The organism is Micromonospora sp. MP36, from assembly GCF_008119785.1.
Taxonomy (GTDB): domain Bacteria; phylum Actinomycetota; class Actinomycetes; order Mycobacteriales; family Micromonosporaceae; genus Micromonospora.
On the sequence record NZ_VSFA01000050.1, the window covers coordinates 1 to 17,069 of the forward strand.

Genomic DNA, 17,069 nt, shown 5'->3' on the forward strand with positions numbered 1-17,069 from the left:
TTAACGCTGGCGGTGTGCGCGTCTTGTGGCTGTGGGCGGTTGCACACCGTCAGCGTTAGGGCGGCCGTGGGTGAACAAAGTAGCCTGGGTTTCGCAGGACAAGATCTACTTCCTCCGCGAAATCGGCTCCGAGGGTAGCGAGTTATGGCTCCGTGATGCGGGGCGCGAACGCAAACTGGCTTCAAACGCGACATTCCCGATCATTGTGGTCCGCTTGATTTCCTGTTCGCTGTCAAGCCGGGCACGTTGGTCGCCTCGATAGCCAACGTCTGTCGATCGTGTTGCCGCGTTCGGAGGGGTCGCACGAGCGTGGGTAGGAACCTTCCTACTTGTCGTGCTGTCGGCGCACCATCTCAGTGATCCAGATGGGCGCGAACGGAGACGTGCAGCCCGGGGAAGTCGGGTAGTCCTTGAGCACCTCCAGGCGCTCACCGATGTCGATTGCACGGGCGCGGTGCTCGGCGTGGTCGATCCCGATCTGAGCCATGCAGTGGTTCATCGCCCACTGCAGGCGATCCGGGGCGTCTTTCATCTCCGCCTCGATGACGTCGAGCAGTCCTGCGAGGTCGAGGCCCGCGGGCTGCTTCGTCACGCGTTCGGTGGTCAGCGCCCAGCCGGCACTCGCGACCACCGGATCCGGATCGGCGGACCAGGCCAGGCGCAACTCTTCGGAGTGCGGGTTCTTCTTCACCACGTAGCTCACGAGCCAGTCGTGCACCTTGGGCACGCGCGCCTCGCGCACCATGACGTCCAACTCGTCACGCTCGAACGCCTTCGGGCGACAGATCAGGATCGCCAGCAGTCTCGCCGCAGTGTCATCCGTCTCCCAGAGCCGGCACGCGAGGTCCTGCTGCGTCTTCAGCCGCTTCGCGAGCGCGCGCAGCTTGCTGAGGTTCACGCCGTGATCGTCACCGTGCTTCTCGTTCACCTCGCGTGTCTTCGGGTCCTCGAGCGCGGCCAACTCGGCCATCACCTCGGCCACCGTCGTCTCAGCCACCTCATTCTCCTGTCTATCACGTAGGTCACTCGCGCAGCGGGTGCCATCCGGTGTTCGTCCGCGTCGGTCGGCGTTCGCTGTGGGCCGGGCGCGACCGCTCGGCGCACTTACTGGGGCTGCGCGCCGGTGGTGCCGCTCGGTTTCACCCTGGCGCCGGTTGGGGTCCGATGGTGCGCGGCAAGCAGCGACGCCCATGCCAGGGCGAGGGCGATCGCGAGGGCGAAGGCGACGTTGGCCGGGCGTGATCCCTGCAGCGCGAAGATCAAGCTCCAGCTGGCGAGGAAGGTCGCGCCGGTTACGCCGCTGAAGGCCGCCCAGGCGCGACGGCCGGTCGCGCCGAACCGCCGGGCGAAGACGAAGCACGCGGCGACGAGCGCGAGAAAGGCGATTCCGGCAACCAGGAAGTGCACCGCTGCGGGCCAGCTCATCGTGGTGGGAGGGCCGGTCGGTGTGCCCGGTGGGAAGCCGTCGGCGGGGTCGGCGGAGAAGGTGGCCGCGCCCAGCATCCCGGCACCGAAGGCACCGATTAACCGTGGTCCCCAGGTACCGCCCGGCCGCGCTGCCGGGCCGAGGACCCGGTGCAGCCCGGTCGCACACGCCACGAACAGCAGACCGCTGACCACGAAGTTGGCGATCTGGATCCATCCTTGGCCGCCGTTGCTCAGCATGCTGGCCGGGTGCCGGCTGATGTCGAATCCGTCCCTGGTGAGTATCTGCAGGACGACTACGACGACGTACAGCGGTCCGGCGACGACGCCGCAGGTCAGCAGCGTTTTTGTCGACCCAGCGGCGGCACCGGGCGCCCTGCCGGCGGCGGTGGTGGCATCGTGGGTCATCAGCGGTCGGCGCTGGTCTCGGGGGCGAAGTGCTGTACCGCGAACGCGACGGCCGCGGCGATGTCGTCGTCGCTGGTTCCCCAGGCAGTCTGGATGGCGGGAGCCCAGGCGTGGCAGCTGCGGGTGGCGAACTCCTTCGCCTCGGGCGTGTCCTCCCAGGTGGCGCAGTCGAAACTCACGCCGTTGAGGAACATGTCGAGGCCGAGTAGCGCGAGGTCCCAGCCGCCGCCGATGCCGATCGTGCCACCGGGACCGTAGGTGCGCACCAACTCGTCAACGATCTCGGCGGGTGAGGCGTGCTCCAGTTCGAAGACGGTGCGGCCGTCGTCGCCGGGCGCCAGGCGCACCTCGACCTCGGTCGGCATGCCCTCGCCGAGGACCCAGGTCACCTTGATCAGACGGGGTTCCTCGCAGCGCAGGATTTCGCCGCCGGCGTTGTCCTTGAGCTGGAACGTGCCGCCGACCCGCAGGTCACCCTCGATCGGGCCCAGCCAGCGGCTGAGCCGCTCCGGGTCGGTGCAGGCGCTCCAGACGTCCTCGATCGGGGCGTCGTAGACCCGCCGCAGCAGCAGCGATCGCCCTGCGCCGGTGGCAACCGCCTGCTTGCCGATCTCCCGGTGGGTGGCGTTGACCTGGTTGACGATGTCGATCACGTTGATTCCTCGCTATCTGACTCGGCTGCCCGACGGCGATCCGGTGACTCGGCAGCGTTTCTATGGTTGTCGTGCTGTTGGCGGCGTTGGCGTTTGCCACGGGCGAGTTCGGTGGCCAACGCGTCCAGGCGCTGGCTCCAGTACTGCCGGAAGCGCTCCAGCCAGATGTCGACCTCCTGCAGAGGCGCTGCCTCCACGGCGTAGAGGCGGCGCGTACCGTCCGGACGGACGGTGACGAAACCCGACTCCCTCAGCACTCGCAGGTGCTGCGACACCGCCGGTGGTGAGATGCCGAACTCCGCCCGGATCACCTCGCTGACGGCCCCGGCGGCCTGTTCGCCGTCGGCGAGCAGTTCCAGTATTCGGCGCCTCACCGGGTCGCCGAGGACATCGAACGCGTGCACCAATGGACTATCTCAGCCACAGCTTAATTAAGTCAAGGCTTAGTGAGACTATGGCGGTGGTTCGCCGTCCACATGCAGACGGACAGTTCCCTCGACGCCCGTCGCGTCCGGTCCGCCAACCCTGAAGGCGGCTGGGGCGCACGGTGAAGAACATCAGGATCGACCGAGCGAAGACTCCGGTCAGCGATGCTTGATGTCGCCGCCCACGTGCCCGGATCACTGCGTGGCGCCGTCAGTCGTGGGCGGCCTCCTGCTCCTGCTGGGCCTGTTCGGCGCCGGCTCGATCGGCCAGCGTCAGCACGCCACGGCCGCCAACTGGTGGAGGTCGATGCCCGGGACGATGCCGGCGGTGCCAGCGGTGGTCGTCTGATGCACGTTCCCGCAGTCCCGGCGAGCCCCGCACGTTGCGGATCGGTGGTGTTAGCGCAACGGGAGCCATGGCCAATCGCGTCGATCCGCCGGGAGGCGCATGTGCTGGGCGACGTGGCATCCCCTTGGCGAGATCAGCAAAGGGAGTCGGCGAAATGGCCCGTGTGGGCGCCAGCATGGCTGGCATGCGGCGAGCACCCGGCTGAAACACCTGGGCGAGCCCCGAGGTGGGCGGCGCGTGGTGCGACTGATCGCACATACCGCGAAGACCGCCAGGGGGCCGGATCGATGGCGGCCCGGTTGAGGATCTGTGCTGGCCGCGATCTGGTAGCCAAGGCCGAGCAGTTCTCCTCTCCCTGGATCCGGCGGTGCCCCCATGATGGGTTCTCAGCCGCGAGTCGCAGCACCAGGTCGCGGACCTGTGCGTTGACAGGTTGTCGGCCCGGCCGGGCACGCGGATACGTCCACCGCCAGGCAATCAGTTCACGATGCCACCGCAACAACGTGGCCGGGGTGACGAAGAAGGCCGACCAGCGCGGGAGGGGCAGCAGCCGCGACAGCGCCGCCAGCACCACCCCGTCGGCTGGTTGCAGATCGGCGCGGGTCACCTGCCGGCGCAGCACCGCCACCTGATGGCGCAGCACCAGGATCTCCACATCTTTGGCCCACCGCCGCCGGCGATCTGGGACAGCATCTGCAGGATCAGGCGAAGCAGCAGGTACAGCAACGACGCGCTCATGCCGACGAGCATGCCGGCCGCGCCAGGCGCGAACTCGCACAGAACGGCACTCCAGAAGGCCGAACCGCGTTTTCGAGCCGCACTCGGTGTTGGCGAGCCGACGTCGGACGGCGCAACCTCGCCGAGGTCGTGCTAACGCATCAACGCGGGCAGGTGATCGGTCACCATCGCTCTCGTGTCTCGCAGGATGCGGTTGATGAGTTCGGCGCAGGTCGGAATGTCCTCGATCAGTCCTTGGACCTGTCCGACCGTCCAGATCCCGGCGTCCGGATCTCCCAGTTCGTAGACCCGGCGACCTCGGCTACCCGCGACCAGTTCCCGGACCTCCTCGAACTGTCCGCCCTCGGCGAGGATCTGGGCCACCTTGCGGCTGACGGTGTTGGCCGCGACTCTCGCAGTGTTGCGCAGCGTTCGGAAGATCAGCTCGGTGTCCCGCTCGGAGGCTTGGACGATCGCCTCCTTGATGTGCTGATGGATCGGCGACTCGACGGTGCACATGAACCGGGTACCCATGCTGATGCCGGACGCCCCCAGCGCGAGCGCGGCGACCAGGCCGCGCGCGTCGGCGAATCCGCCCGACGCCACCACCGGGATCGTAAGCTTCCGAACGGCCGCCGGAATCAGCACGAGCCCGGGCACGTCGTCCTCACCCGGGTGCCCGGCGCACTCGAAGCCGTCGACGCTTACGGCGTCGACCTGAAGCGACTGCGCCTTGACCGCGTGCCGGACGCTCGTGCACTTGTGCAGCACGCGCACCCCCGCCTCCTTGAAGGCGGCTACATGTGGCGCGGGATTCGATCCGGCGGTCTCCACGATGGTGACCCCGGAATCGATGATGGCCTGCCGGTACTCCGCGTACGGAGGCGGCGAGATCGACGGCAGGATGGTGAGGTTGACCCCGAACGGCTTGTCGGTCAGCTTTCGGCACCGGGCGATCTCGTCCACGAGGTGCTGTGGGGTCGGTTGGGTGAGCGCGCTGATCAGACCGAGGCCACCGGCGTTGGACACGGCAGCGGCGAGCTTCGCGGTCGCCACCCACTGCATGCCGCCCTGCACGATCGGGTGCTGGATTCCGAAGGCCTCGGTGAAGGCGTTCCTGATCACTGCGGTTCCTTCCGGGCGGGCTTTCGATGCCGTGGGCGGTGGGTGCCGACGATGGCGGACCCTGGTGGATCAGGGCGCGGGATACCGGACGCGGGCGACCGAGGCGCCCAACACCTCACGGCCGCCCGCAGTGACCGACAGTTCGATCTCCGCCTCGTCGTCGGCGCTGCGCGTCACCGCACCAGTCACCGTCACCGTGGCGCTGCCAGCACCGGGCACGGTCACCATCGAGGTGAATCGGTTGGTCAGCTCGATGACCGCGGTCGCGGAGCCCAGCCACCGGCACAGCGCCTGGTTCGCCAGCGCCAGGGTGAGCATGCCGTGGGCGATGACACCGGGGAGTCCGGCCGCCATGGCGGCCGTGTCGTTGTAGTGGATCTGGTTGAAGTCGCCGGAGGCACCGGCGTAGCGGACCAGCGCCTGCCGGGTGACCTCGAACTCGACCGGCGCGAACGTGGTACCAACGGAGAGGCTCATGTCAGGTCCCCCACTGCGTCGAGGATCAGGCAGGTGTGGGTGATGGTGGCTTCGAACGGTCCGTTGACGGCGCGCATCGAGGTGACGGTCTGGATGCGGACGTGCCGGCCGGCGGCCCGCAGCTCGGCGATGCGGGTCTCGGCCGCCAGCCGGTCACCGGCGCAGAGCGAGCCGTGCAGGAAGCTGGTCTGCCCACCGTGCACCATCCGGGTCAGGTCCAGACCGAGGCCGGGGTCGCGGCGGACCGGCTGGGAGAACCGCAGCGCTAACGCGGCGGCGAAGGTCGCCGGGGCGACCAGGTCGCGGTGGCCGGCGGCCCGGGCCGCTGCCACGTCGAAGTGCACCGGGTCGTCGGCGAGCACCGCCCGCGCGAACTCCCGGATCACCTCACGGGAAACCTCGTAGGGCTCTTGGAGGTGGCGCGGGGTGCCTTTCACATGAACCGTCCACCGGCCACTTCGAGCACCGCCCCGGTCATGTACGAGGAAAGGTCGCTGGCCAGGAACAACGCGACGTTGGCGACCTCGACCGGCTCGCCCATGCGCTGCAACGGGATCTCGCGGGCCTTGGCCGCGAGGGCCTCGGCCGGGATCGCCGCGGTCATCGCCGTACGGATGATGCCGGGCTGGATCGCGTTCACCCGGACGTTGCGGCCGGCCAGCTCCTTCGCGGCGGCCTTGGTCAGGCCGACAATGCCGGCCTTCGCTGCGGCGTAGTTGGTCTGGCCGATGTTGCCGACCTTGCCGGCCAGCGACGAAATGTTGACGATGGATCCGGACCGCTGCTCGCGCATGACCTCGGCCGCGGCCTTGGTGCCGAGCCAGCAGCCCTTGAGGTGTACGGCGACGACCGCGTCGAAGTCGTCGAGGGTCATCTTGTGCAGCATCGCGTCGCGGGTGATGCCGGCGTTGTTGATGATCACGTCCAGTCGTCCACGCTCACCGACCACCCGGTCGACCAGCGCCCGGTACTGCTCTGGGGAGGTCACGTCGCAGCCGAGGCCGACCACGGGGGTGCCGTCCGCGGACAGTTCGGCGGCGGCAGCCTGGGCGGCGTCGACGGTGAGGTCGGACAGGTAGACGTGGGCGCCGTTGACTGCGGCGACCTTGGCGATCTGAAAGCCGATTCCCTGCGCGCCGCCGGTGAGGGCGACGCTGCGTCCTTCGAGTAGGGCCATGCGCGTGTTCCTTTCGCTGGTGCTTGGCGGTGACGTGTTCAGACGGTGGCTTCGGTGCCGAAGATGGCGGTGACCTGGCTGGAGAGCACCCCGCCATTGCCGTGGGTGAGGGCGGTCTGGGCATCGGGCACCTGCCGGTCGCCGCATTCGCCGCGGAGCTGCCGGACGGCCTCGATGATCAGGAGGATCCCGTACATGCCGGGGTGGCAGTACGACAGGCCGCCGCCGTTGGTGTTCACCGGGAGTACGCCGCCGGGAGCGATCTGCCCGTCGGCCACGAACGCGCCGCCCTCGCCCTTGGCGCAGAACCCGAGGTCCTCTAGGAACAGGATCGGGTTGATGGTGAACGCGTCGTAGAGCTGCACCACGTCGATGTCCGATGCCGACAGTCCCGCCATGTCGTACGCGCGCCGACCGGACTGCACCGCCGAGGTGGTGGTCAGGTCGGGCATCTGACTGATCGTGGCGTGGTCGGTGGCCTCACCGGCGCCGAGCAGGTAGACCGGCGGGCGGGGCAGGTCCCGGGCGCGTTCCGCGGGGGTCAGCACCACCGCACCGCCACCGTCGGTGACCAGGCAGCAGTCCCGCACGGTTAGTGGCGAGCTGACCATCCGAGCGTTGATCACGTCCTCGCGGGTCAACGGGTCACGGCTGAACGCCTTCGGGTTGAGCCGCGCCCACTCGCGCGCGGCGACGGCGACGTCGGCGAGCTGCTCGCGGGTGGTGCCGAACTCGTGCATGTGCCGGGCGGCGGCGAGGGCATACATGGAGACCGGGAAACGCGGGCCGTACGGTGCCTCGTACGCGTTGAGCTGGGTGCGGGCGACCAGCTTGCCGGCGTTCGACCGCTGGGTGCTGGCGTACGTCACCAGGGCCACCTCGCAGAGGCCGGCCCGCAGCGCTGCTGCGGCGTGCAGCACGTGCGAGACGAACGAGCTGCCGCCGACCACCGTCCCGTCGATGTACCGGGGTTGGATACCCAGGTACTCGGCGGTGTCCAGACCGGCTGCCGGATACACGGAGGAGGCCGTGAACAGCCCATCCACGTCCCGGGTGGTCAGGCCCGCCTCGGCGAGGGCGGCGTGACTGGCCTGACCCATCAGGTCGAGCGGAGTCAGCCCGGGAGCGACCAGGCCGAGCTGCGATTCGGCGACCCCGACGACGGCCGTCGTGCCACGGAGCGAGTCGGTCATGGCGCCACCAGCTCGAACCGCACCACGGCGTCGTCGGCAATGGCGGCGCGTACCGCTCGCCCGATCAGCGGTACATCGGTCGGCACCCCGGTCACCGTGCTCATCATCCGGAACCCTTCCGCCACATCGATGAGGGCGATGTTGCTGGGTGGAGTGTCCTTTGCGTACAACCAGGTCACCGAATACACCACGCCGTCGCCGGAGGAGGTCAGCCAGTCCAGCTCGGCGCTGCCGCAGTGTCTGCACAGCGTGCGCGGGTAGAACTGGGTCCGGGCACAGGCGGAGCAGCGTTGGTAGCGCAGTTCGCGTTGCTGCAATCCCGACAGGTACCGGTGGTGCGGACTGTCCATGATGGGTTTCCCTAACGGCCGTGAAAGGTGGCTGGACGCTTGGCCAGGAAGGCCGCCACGCCTTCCGCGAAGTCGTCGCTGGTGATCAGGTCGAGCTGCGCCGTGGCCTCGGCCCGCAACGCCGCGTCCAAGCCGGCGAGGTCGGCCTGGAGCCGCTTGGCGGTCGACAGCGACAGTGGCGCCCGGGCGGTGAGGGTGCGTGCCCGTTCCAGCGCCGTCGGCAGGGCCTCACCGTCGTTGGTGGCCTGGTCGATCAGCCCCCATTCGGCGGCCAGCCGGGTGTCGACGGGCTCGGCGAACATGAGCATCTGTGCGGCTCGGCCCCGCCCGACCCGGGCGGCCAGGGTGTGGTGCAGGCCGCCGTCCGCCGCGAGGCCTACCCTCGGGAACGGGCAGCAGAAACTCGCCGTGGCACCGGCGATGATGTGGTCGCTGGCCGCGGCGAGCGCCAGGCCGAAGCCGTAGCACTGCCCCTCGACCGCGGTGAGTACCGGGATTGGCGCCGCGGCTATGGCCCGGATGATGTCGCCCGCGACCTCCAGTCGCGGGGCGGCCACCGCCGGGTCGGTGGACATGGCGCGCAGGTCGCCACCGGCGCTGAACGTTCCGGCAGCGCCGGTGATGACCAGGACCCGGATGGCCGGGTCGGCGAACGCCCGCTGGAGCAGGGCCAGCAGCCGGGCGCGGGCGTCATCGTCGAGGGCGTTGCGCCGCGTCGGATGCGAGAGGGTCACGCAGCGGACGCCCGCGTCGTCGGTGCACAGCAGTTCGGCGCTCTGGGCGCTGATGCCCGCCACCTCGCTCCGCGTGGCGTCGGCATGAGGCACCGCCGCACTGTGTTGATGATTCGCTCGCTGCCGCTCGCTCATGCGGTCACCGTCGGCGGGATCCGGTCCAGCATGGCGCGGAGTTCGGTCTTGAGGATCTTGCCGACGCCCGACAGTGGCAGCGTGCTGACGACGTGCAGCTCCCGTAGCCGCTTGACCGGTGCGACCTGCGCGTTGACGAACGCCATCACCTCGTCGGGCTGGCACGGCGTGCGCAACACGACGAAGCCGACCGGAATCTCGCCGGCGTGCTCGTCGGGACGGCCGACCACGGCGGCGTGGGCTACGCACTCGTGCTGCAGCATGATCTCTTCGAGCTCGCGTGGATAGACGTTGTAGCCCTTGTAGATCAGCATGTCCTTGATCCGGCCGACGATGGCCAGGTAGCCGTCGGCATCGCGGCGACCCAGGTCGCCGGTGCGCAGCCAGCCGTCCACGAACGTCGCGGCGGTCTCCTCGGGGCGGTTGAGGTAGCCGGCGGACACCTGCGGGCCACGGATCCACAGCTCACCAACGGTGCCGTCGGGCACCGGGTTGCCGTCGGCGTCCCGCACCGACACCTCGGTGCCGGGCAACGGCACTCCGCAGCTGTCGAACCTGTCCGGCGCGGACTCGGTGTACGGCGGTGCAGTGGCGACCAGGGTGGCCTCGGTTAGCCCATACGACTGGCGTACCCGGGCGTTGCTGAACACCGCCTCCAGCCGCTGAGTCAACGGCACCGGCACCGGTGCCGAGGCGCAGCCGATCGCGCGCACGCTGCGCAGGTCGCGGCCCGCGAGGGTCGGGCACTCCAGGATCGCGTGGAACATCGACGGCGCGCCGAGCAGATGCTCGACCTGGTACGCCTCGACCAGGTCGAGGAACTGGTGGGGCTCGAAGCGGGGCATCGTCACGAGGGTGGTTCCGGACGCCACGTGCTGGCTGAGCCCGACCAGCCCCATGGAGTGGAACAGCGGTGCGGCGGTGAGCGCGGTCGCCTCGCCCGGCCGGAGCAGGAAGTCGCCGGGCACCGGCCGCAGCACGATCCCGCCCTCGTCGTCCGTCCCGGGTACCGCCCCGGTACGCCAGCAGGCGTACTGCACCGTCTCGGCGAGCAGGTTGCGGTGGCTGATGACGACGGCCTTGGGGCGGCCGGTGGTGCCGCCGGAGAAGACGAGGTGTGCGGTGTCGTCGCCGGTGAGGCGCACTGGCGGGGGATCCGCGGCCGCGGGCGCTCCGATGGTGATGCGTCGGGCCGGTTGTGCGTCCTCGTCGAGCAGCACCAGTCGGACCACCCCGTCGCGCCCGGTGCCGGACAGCGGATCACCGGCCGCGTCCGTGATGATCGCCCGGGCGCCGGAGTCGGCGAGCTGGCGGGCGGTGTCGGCGGGGGTCAGCATCGGCGACAGGGGAGCGGCGGCCGCGCCGGACAGCAGGATGCCGAAGTAGCAGAGCGGATAGTCCAGGCCGTTGCCGAGGTGGATGGCGACCATGCCGCCGCGGCCGATGCCGGCGTCGGCGAGGAGCTGCCCGATCCCGCAGGCCCGCTGGTGGAGCCGGGCGAAGCTCAGCTCGGCGTCGGCGAAGCGCAGGGCGGGCCGGTCCTGGTAGCGGCGGGCCGAGCCGGCCAGCACGGCGAGCACGGTCGAGTCCGGGATGTCGAGCTGGGCCGGCAGGTGCTCGGGCCAGCCCACCGGCGCGCTCACCGCAGCCCCATCGACTTGGCGATGATGGTCTTCATGATCTCGCTGGAGCCGCCGTACACCCGGGTGATCCGGGCGTCGGTGAACCGGCGGGCGATGCGGTATTCGGTCATGTAGCCGTACCCGCCGAAGAGTTGCAGGCACTCGTCGGCGACCCGGCTCTGCAACTCGGTGGCGAACAGCTTCACCTTGGCGGCGTCGGCGCCGGTGAGCGTCCCGTTGTCGTGCTCGCTGATGGCCCGGTCGACCAGGCAGCGGCCGGCCTCGATCTGGGTGGCGAGCCCGGCGAGGACGAACTTGGTGTTCTGCATGCTGGACAGGCGCTGGCCGAACAACTCCCGGTCACCGACGTACGCGATGGTGTCGGCGAGGATGGACTCCGCCATCGCCATCGAGCCCACCGCGATGGCGAGGCGTTCCTGGGGCAGGTTGCCGGTCAGGTACTGGAACGCGCTGCCCGGTTCGCCGAGTACGTTGCTGACCGGCACCCGGACGTCGGTGAAGAACAGTTCGACGGTGTCCTGCGCGTGCAGGCCGAGCTTGCGCAGCTTGCGGCCCCGCTCGAAGCCGGGCGTCCCGTTCTCCACGACGAGCAGGGTGAGCCCGTCGCGGCGGTCGGGGCCGGACCCGGTACGCGCGACCACGATGATCAGCCCGGCGTTGGCGCCGCCGGTGATGAAGGTCTTGGCGCCGTTGAGCCGGTAGTGGTCGCCCTCGAGGACGGCGGTGGTGCGCAGTCCGGCGAGGTCGGATCCGCCGCCGGGTTCGGTCATCGCGATGGCGCCCATCAGCTCACCGCTGGCCATGCCGGGCAACCAGCGGCGCTGCTGCTCGGGGGTGGCGTAGTGCAGGAAGTACGGGATGACGACGTTGTGGTGCAGGGTCGCCGGCCCGAGCACGACGCTGCCGCGGGCGATCTCCTCCAGCACGATGGCGTTGTAGGTGAAGCTGCTCTCGCCGGCGCCGCCGAACTCTTCCGGGATCTGCGTGCCGAAGATGCCGGCCGCGCCGAACGCACGGTACAGAGACGTGGGGATCGCCTCGGCCTCTTCCCAGGCCAGCGCGTACGGCTCGACCTCCTTGTCGAGGAGGTCCCGGACCATGCGGGCGAAGGCGAGGTGGCTGTCGTCGAAAATTGTGCGCTGCACGGGCAGACCCCATTCGCATGCTCAAGCAAGCTTTCGGTGCGAGCCTGACCGTACTATGCATGCTTGAGCATGCGCAATGGGTGGATGTGTCGATGGGACCCGTTAGGAGGCCACGCCGACGTGGGCGCTCAGACCGGTGATGGCATGCGCGTTGGCGGCGGCGCGTACGCGGTCGACCCGGCCGGAGGCGATGGCGTCGATGATCTCGGTGTGCACCACGAGGCGCCGCCGCAGGTAGTCGCGCAGTCCCTCGGTGGGCACGACGTCGTCGACGTGGCTCTCCAGGGTCGAGAGCAGGCCTTCGTAGACGGTCCGCAGCAGGGTGTTGCGGCACAGGCCCGCCAGCCGCCGGTGCAGTGACCAGTCGGCCTGGTAGAAGCGCTTGGCGTCGGAGAGCCGAGCGGCCATCTCGGCCAAGATCCGCTCGCAGTCGGCGATGTCCTCGTCGGTACGGTACTGGGCTGCCTCGATGAGGACCAGCGGCTCCAGCGCGTCGCGAACGTGAATGGCGTCGGCGACGGTGACCGCCTGCGCGCCGAGCGACAGGAGGGATTCGCCGAACTGGAGGATGCCGCCAGGCTCGGCGGCCGGCTCCAGCGCCGGCGTGGGGAACCCGCCGGGTGTGGCCAGCGACTCGGCCAGCGACTGCAGCGCCGCGAGCGCGCGCTGTTCGAAGTCGAGGCGGTGTTGTGCCACAACGGCTCGCCCGGCCGGGGTTATCTCCAGGTTTGCCGCGCGGGCGTCGGCGGCCGACGTGACGCGCTTGAGCAGGCCGCTCTTCTCCAACCGGGTGACCAGTCTCGACGTTCCGGACTGGCTCAGGCCGAGGGCGTCCTGGACCTGCCGCTGGGGCAGGGCGCCGCCCTCGCTGGTGGCCAGCAGTTCGATCGCCTCGAAGTCGGCGAGGCTGCCTGCGCCCGCGGCCCGTAGGGTCAGGTCGAGCGACTCCTGCGCGATCCGCAGTCGCCGGGACAGCTCACGCCACACCTGCATGACGTCGGATGCGTCGTGCTGAGCCAACTGCTTAGCCCTTTCTCCGGCGCCGGCTACGAGGCCACATTTCGGGGGCAAGCCTAACATGCTTGCGCCAGCATTCAGAATGTGATTGCATGCATGCTCATGCATCGCCTCTGAGGCAGCCTCCGAGGCGATGCACACTGAATCTACCGAACTCGATCGCCCAATCGGCTACGGGCGGGCCCTGGCGTACCAAGGAGTCGAATCAGCCATGACTACCCGGCCGGTGTCGGTCTGCCTGACCTTCGACCATCTCGGTGCCGCGCTCGACGTACGGCTGGGGCGGGCCAGCAGCCCCGATTCCCGTCGCCACGACCTGAGCATCGGGTTTCCGCGCCTGCTCGGCCTGCTCGACGAGGTCGGCGCGCCGGCCACCTTCTTCTGCGAGGGCTGGAGCGCGCTACACCATCCGCAGGCCATCCGCGCGCTGCTGGCCAGCGGTCACGACGTGGGCCTGCACGGCTGGGTGCACGAACGCTGGACGGAACTGAGCCGGGCCGAGCGACGACGCATCCTGTTCGACGGGGTCGCCGCGCTGCGCCTGGCCGGTGTCGACCGGCCCAGCTTCCGCGCGCCCGGCGGCCTGCTGGTCGATGACGACCCGAACCTGCTCGCGGAGGTCGGCATCACCGAGGATTCCTCCATTCCATCGCAGGCCCTCGCGCGCACCGGCCCGGCGCTGTTGGACAGCAGCAGCGTGGTGAACGTCCCGTTCGTCTGGCCCGCGGTGGACTACTGGGCCTACCAGCTCAACCCGGACGACCCGGCGACCCCGGCCGACCTGCCGCACCGCTGGCGATCACTGCTCGAGCAGGCCCGGCAGCGCGACGACCAGCTCCTCGTGCTGGTCGTACACCCAGGCGTGAGCGGCAGCCCGGACGCGGAGTTCGCCGCGGTGCAGAGTGTGGTGCGCGAGTTCGCCGCGTGCCCGGACGTGCAGTTCCGCACGATCGCCAGCGTCGCCGCCGAGTACCGCAGGAAGCAGGCGATCCCCGAACCGAGCCCGCGCCCGGCCGTCGACGTGCCGGAATGGTTCGCCGCCCGGGACGATCCGCCCGAGCCCCCGAGCGACGACGACCCGGACGGCTGGCTGCGCTATCTCGTCGGGAGAGGGCTGGTCAGCCCGGACACCGCGCCGCGAAGCGTCCTCGTCGGCGGTGTCTCCGCGAACGTCGTTCGGGTCGGCCCGGCCGTGGTGAAGCGGCCACGCCGTCGGCTGGACGTACCGTTCGACTGGCAGGCCGGGACCAACCGGGTGCTCGCCGAAGCCACCGCGATGCGGCTGGCGCGCGGGCTGGCACCGGCCGTGCTGCACGTGGACGAGCTGCACCATGTGCTGGTGCAGCGCTTCGAGCAGGGCACCCCGTGGAAGGAGCAACTGCTGGCCGGCCGGGTCGACCTGGCGGTCGTCAAGCAGGTCGCCGAGGCTTTGCGGGTCATCCGGCTGCTGCCCACCGACGGCATCGGCGGCGTCGACCGCTTCCACCGGCTGCGGCTCGACCCGTACTTCTGGTGGGTGGCGAAGAGCCACCCGGAGCTGAAACCGGCTCTGGCCTCGGTCGTCGACCGGCTGACCAGCACCCGGACCCATGTCGTGCACGGTGACCTGTCGCCGAAGAACCTCCTGGTCGACAGCAGCGGGCCGAAGCCGCGGGTGGTCGTACTCGACTGGGAGGTGGCCCACGCCGGCGACCCGGTGTTCGACCTGGCCTTCCTGCTCAGCCACCTGTTCGCCAAATCGGTGCACCGGCCGGCGGCCGCAGCCGACCTGGCCAGGGCCGCCGCGGTGGTGCGCGCCGTTGACCAGGAGGCCGACGAGAAGTGGGTACGCCAGGTGACCGGCGCGCTGCTGCTCGCCCGCACGCACGGCAAGTCGCGGCTGGAATACCTGACCGCGGAGTCATTCACGAAACTCGACACCGTCGGACGCGCACTTCTACTCGACGCCACTTGGCCGGATGAAAGGACGTTCTGGTGACCAAGCCAGTGCCCGCGAACGGCGCCGCCGAGCATGCCGTGATCAGCATACGGGCGTGGGAGGTGCTCGACTCGCGGGCACACCCGACCGTGGCCTGCGCCGTCTTCCTGGAGGGCGGGTTCGTCGGCCGTTCGATGGTGCCGACCGGCGCCTCGACCGGGCAGTTCGAGGTCGCGGATCTGCGCGACGGCGGTGAGCGGTACGGCGGCCTTGGCACCCGGCAGGCGGTCGAGTCGATCAACACAGTCGTCGCGGCCGACCTGGTCGGGCGGCAGGTCGGCACCGTCGACGACCGGCTGTCCGGGCCGTCGAACGTGACCCTGGCCGTCTCCCAGGCGGCGGCGAAGGCCGCCGCCGCGGCGGCGGGGGTGCCGCTGTGGCGCTACCTCGCCGACGGCGACGACTACTGCCTGCCCTGCCCGATGGTCAACATCTTCTCCGGCGGCCGGCACGCCGAGGGCGGCGTGCGGATCCAGGACTTCCTCGCGGTTCCGTTGGCCGCGCCGACCTTCTCCGACGCGCTCGAGGTGATCTGGAAGGTGCGCCGGGCCGCCGCCCAGCTGACCGAGGAGCATTACGGCCGGCTCATGTCCAAGCTCGTCGCGGACGAGGGCGGCCTGGCGGTCCTCGGTGGGGACGACGCGGAGCCGCTGCGGATCCTGGCCGAGGCGATCGAACGGGTCGGCGAGCCGGTCGGCATCGCCATCGACGTGGCGGCCACCCAGATCGAGCGCCCGGAGGAGTTCCTGAGCCTGCTCGAGGCCTGGGTCGCCGAGTATCCGATCGTGTCGATCGAGGACCCGCTCGGTGACGAGGACTGGGACGGTTGGCAGTGGGCGTCGTCGCTGCTGGGCTCGATCCAGCTGGTCGGCGACGACCTGTTCGCCACCGACCCGGTGCGGGTGCGCAAGGCCGCCGGTCTCGGGGTCGCCAACACAGTGCTGATCAAGCCCAACCAGATCGGCACCCTGAAGCAGGCCTACGAGACGGTCCGGGAGGCGCGCGCCCACGGGTACGCGACCGTGGTGTCGGCCCGCTCCGGTGACACCGAGGACGACATCATCGCCGACCTGGCGGTGGGCTGGAACGCGGGTCAGATCAAGATCGGATCGGTGATGCGCTCGGAGCGGCTGGCCAAGTACAACCGGCTGCTGGAGATCGAGGCGTTCGACAACGTGCACTACGGGGGGTGGGTGCGATGAGCGACCGACGGGTATTGATCACTGACATCGCCTGGCCCGACATCAGCATCGAGGCCGCCGTGCTCGGACCGGCTGGTTTCGCCGTCTCGCTGGCTCCCGCGGGCGACGAGGAGACCCTGGTACGCGAGGCCGCCGGGGCGGATGCCATCCTGACCTGCTTCGCGCAGGTCACCAGTCGGGTCATCGCTGCCTCGGACCGGCTCTCGGTGGTCGCCCGCACCGGCGTGGGGTTGGACAACATCGACGTCGTCGAGTGCGAGCGGCGGGGCGTGGCGGTCACCCGGGTACCCGACTACTGCGTGGACGAGGTGGCCACGCACACGGTCGCGCTCGCCCTGGCCCTGTGGCGGCGGCTGCCCCAGTACGACCGGGCGCTGCGGGCGGGGGAGTGGGGCACCCGACCGGCCACCCTGCCGTTGCGTCGCCTGACCGGTACGACGGTGGCCATCCTCGGCATGGGCCGGATCGGCAGCGCCGTCGCCGACCGGCTCCGTGGGTTCGGCCTGCGGGTGGGCGAGGACGTGACCGACGCGGACATCGTCTGCGTGCACCTGCCGCTCAAACCGGACACCGAGCGGTTCGTCGACGCCGACCTGCTGGCCAAGGTCCGTCCCGGCGCGGTCCTGGTCAACACCGGGCGTGGCGCCGTCGTCGACGTCGAGGCGGTCATCGACGCACTCGACTCCGGGCAGCTCTCCGGCGCGGGACTGGACGTTTTCCCGACCGAACCGCTCGAAGGCGACCATCCGCTGCGGGAGCGGGACGACGTCATCCTCACCCCGCACGTCGCCTTCTATTCCGAGGAGGCACTGGTGGAGTTGCGCCAGCGCGCGGCGCAGAGCGTGGTCGACCACTTCGACGGGTCGGACCGGTGAGCGCGAGGAGTGAGCTGGTGCCGCGAGCCCCGCAGCCGCGA

General features: G+C 70.0%; 19 protein-coding genes. 4 read left to right on the plus strand and 15 right to left on the minus strand.

The window, feature by feature from the left end:
• Nucleotides 1–325: 325 nt before the first annotated feature.
• The 4 genes from FXF52_RS25980 to FXF52_RS25995 all read right to left on the minus strand — a co-directional run bounded on the left by FXF52_RS25980 (nucleotide 326) and on the right by FXF52_RS25995 (nucleotide 2,890).
• A complete protein-coding gene (locus FXF52_RS25980) occupies nucleotides 326–997 on the minus strand; it encodes a DNA alkylation repair protein (protein ID WP_222870680.1) in 672 nt (223 codons plus the stop codon).
• Between the two features lie 107 nt (nucleotides 998–1,104).
• On the minus strand, nucleotides 1,105–1,833 hold the full coding sequence (locus FXF52_RS25985; protein WP_148800956.1) for a DUF998 domain-containing protein: 729 nt from the start codon (nucleotides 1,831–1,833) through the stop codon (nucleotides 1,105–1,107).
• Complete coding sequence (locus FXF52_RS25990) at nucleotides 1,833–2,486, minus strand: SRPBCC family protein (RefSeq protein WP_148800957.1); 654 nt, start codon at nucleotides 2,484–2,486, stop codon at nucleotides 1,833–1,835. The genes FXF52_RS25985 and FXF52_RS25990 overlap by 1 nt, the downstream gene beginning before the upstream one ends.
• Nucleotides 2,483–2,890 (minus strand): helix-turn-helix transcriptional regulator, encoded by a 408-nt coding sequence (locus tag FXF52_RS25995; protein WP_148800958.1) that lies wholly within the window; start codon nucleotides 2,888–2,890, stop codon nucleotides 2,483–2,485. Before FXF52_RS25995 ends, FXF52_RS25990 begins: the two co-directional genes overlap by 4 nt.
• 223 nt (nucleotides 2,891–3,113) lie before the next feature.
• On the opposite strand from FXF52_RS25995, the gene FXF52_RS41825 reads away from it, so the two are divergent.
• A complete protein-coding gene (locus FXF52_RS41825) occupies nucleotides 3,114–3,260 on the plus strand; it encodes a hypothetical protein (protein WP_187413692.1) in 147 nt (48 codons plus the stop codon).
• A 133-nt stretch (nucleotides 3,261–3,393) separates the two neighbouring features.
• On the opposite strand, the gene FXF52_RS41830 is transcribed toward FXF52_RS41825, so the two are convergent.
• The 11 genes from FXF52_RS41830 to FXF52_RS26050 form a co-directional block, all read right to left on the minus strand.
• Complete coding sequence (locus FXF52_RS41830; RefSeq protein WP_187413693.1) at nucleotides 3,394–3,915, minus strand: helix-turn-helix domain-containing protein; 522 nt, start codon at nucleotides 3,913–3,915, stop codon at nucleotides 3,394–3,396.
• A 215-nt stretch (nucleotides 3,916–4,130) separates the two neighbouring features.
• The gene (locus FXF52_RS26005; protein WP_148800959.1) at nucleotides 4,131–5,102 is read right to left on the minus strand and encodes a nitronate monooxygenase family protein; all 972 of its coding nucleotides are present in this window, start codon (nucleotides 5,100–5,102) and stop codon (nucleotides 4,131–4,133) included.
• Between the two features lie 69 nt (nucleotides 5,103–5,171).
• Complete coding sequence (locus tag FXF52_RS26010; RefSeq protein ID WP_148800960.1) at nucleotides 5,172–5,579, minus strand: MaoC/PaaZ C-terminal domain-containing protein; 408 nt, start codon at nucleotides 5,577–5,579, stop codon at nucleotides 5,172–5,174.
• On the minus strand, nucleotides 5,576–6,016 hold the full coding sequence (locus FXF52_RS26015) for a MaoC family dehydratase N-terminal domain-containing protein (protein WP_148800961.1): 441 nt from the start codon (nucleotides 6,014–6,016) through the stop codon (nucleotides 5,576–5,578). Before FXF52_RS26015 ends, FXF52_RS26010 begins: the two co-directional genes overlap by 4 nt.
• Nucleotides 6,013–6,756, minus strand: coding sequence for a 3-oxoacyl-ACP reductase FabG (fabG, locus tag FXF52_RS26020; RefSeq protein ID WP_148800962.1), 744 nt, complete (start codon nucleotides 6,754–6,756; stop codon nucleotides 6,013–6,015). The genes FXF52_RS26015 and fabG overlap by 4 nt, the downstream gene beginning before the upstream one ends.
• Nucleotides 6,757–6,794: 38 nt before the next feature.
• Entirely contained in the window at nucleotides 6,795–7,949 is a 1,155-nt protein-coding gene (locus FXF52_RS26025) for a thiolase (protein ID WP_148800963.1), read from the minus strand.
• Nucleotides 7,946–8,299 (minus strand): Zn-ribbon domain-containing OB-fold protein, encoded by a 354-nt coding sequence (locus FXF52_RS26030; protein ID WP_148800964.1) that lies wholly within the window; start codon nucleotides 8,297–8,299, stop codon nucleotides 7,946–7,948. Before FXF52_RS26030 ends, FXF52_RS26025 begins: the two co-directional genes overlap by 4 nt.
• An 11-nt stretch (nucleotides 8,300–8,310) precedes the next feature.
• Nucleotides 8,311–9,126, minus strand: coding sequence for an enoyl-CoA hydratase/isomerase family protein (locus FXF52_RS26035; RefSeq protein WP_187413695.1), 816 nt, complete (start codon nucleotides 9,124–9,126; stop codon nucleotides 8,311–8,313).
• A 38-nt stretch (nucleotides 9,127–9,164) separates the two neighbouring features.
• A complete protein-coding gene (locus tag FXF52_RS26040; RefSeq protein ID WP_187413696.1) occupies nucleotides 9,165–10,811 on the minus strand; it encodes a class I adenylate-forming enzyme family protein in 1,647 nt (548 codons plus the stop codon).
• Nucleotides 10,808–11,956, minus strand: a complete 1,149-nt coding sequence (locus FXF52_RS26045; RefSeq protein ID WP_148800967.1) for an acyl-CoA dehydrogenase family protein — start codon at nucleotides 11,954–11,956, stop codon at nucleotides 10,808–10,810. The genes FXF52_RS26040 and FXF52_RS26045 overlap by 4 nt, the downstream gene beginning before the upstream one ends.
• A 102-nt stretch (nucleotides 11,957–12,058) precedes the next feature.
• Nucleotides 12,059–12,976 (minus strand): FCD domain-containing protein, encoded by a 918-nt coding sequence (locus tag FXF52_RS26050; protein WP_187413697.1) that lies wholly within the window; start codon nucleotides 12,974–12,976, stop codon nucleotides 12,059–12,061.
• A gap of 208 nt (nucleotides 12,977–13,184) precedes the next feature.
• Between FXF52_RS26050 and FXF52_RS26055 the strand changes: the two genes are divergently transcribed.
• From FXF52_RS26055 to FXF52_RS26065, 3 genes are read left to right on the plus strand one after another with little or no spacing between them, the layout of a single operon-like run.
• Entirely contained in the window at nucleotides 13,185–14,951 is a 1,767-nt protein-coding gene (locus FXF52_RS26055) for a phosphotransferase (RefSeq protein WP_187413698.1), read from the plus strand.
• Complete coding sequence (eno, locus tag FXF52_RS26060) at nucleotides 14,948–16,153, plus strand: phosphopyruvate hydratase (protein WP_222870681.1); 1,206 nt, start codon at nucleotides 14,948–14,950, stop codon at nucleotides 16,151–16,153. Before FXF52_RS26055 ends, eno begins: the two co-directional genes overlap by 4 nt.
• On the plus strand, nucleotides 16,150–17,028 hold the full coding sequence (locus tag FXF52_RS26065; protein WP_148800970.1) for a C-terminal binding protein: 879 nt from the start codon (nucleotides 16,150–16,152) through the stop codon (nucleotides 17,026–17,028). Before eno ends, FXF52_RS26065 begins: the two co-directional genes overlap by 4 nt.
• Nucleotides 17,029–17,069 lie beyond the last annotated feature (41 nt).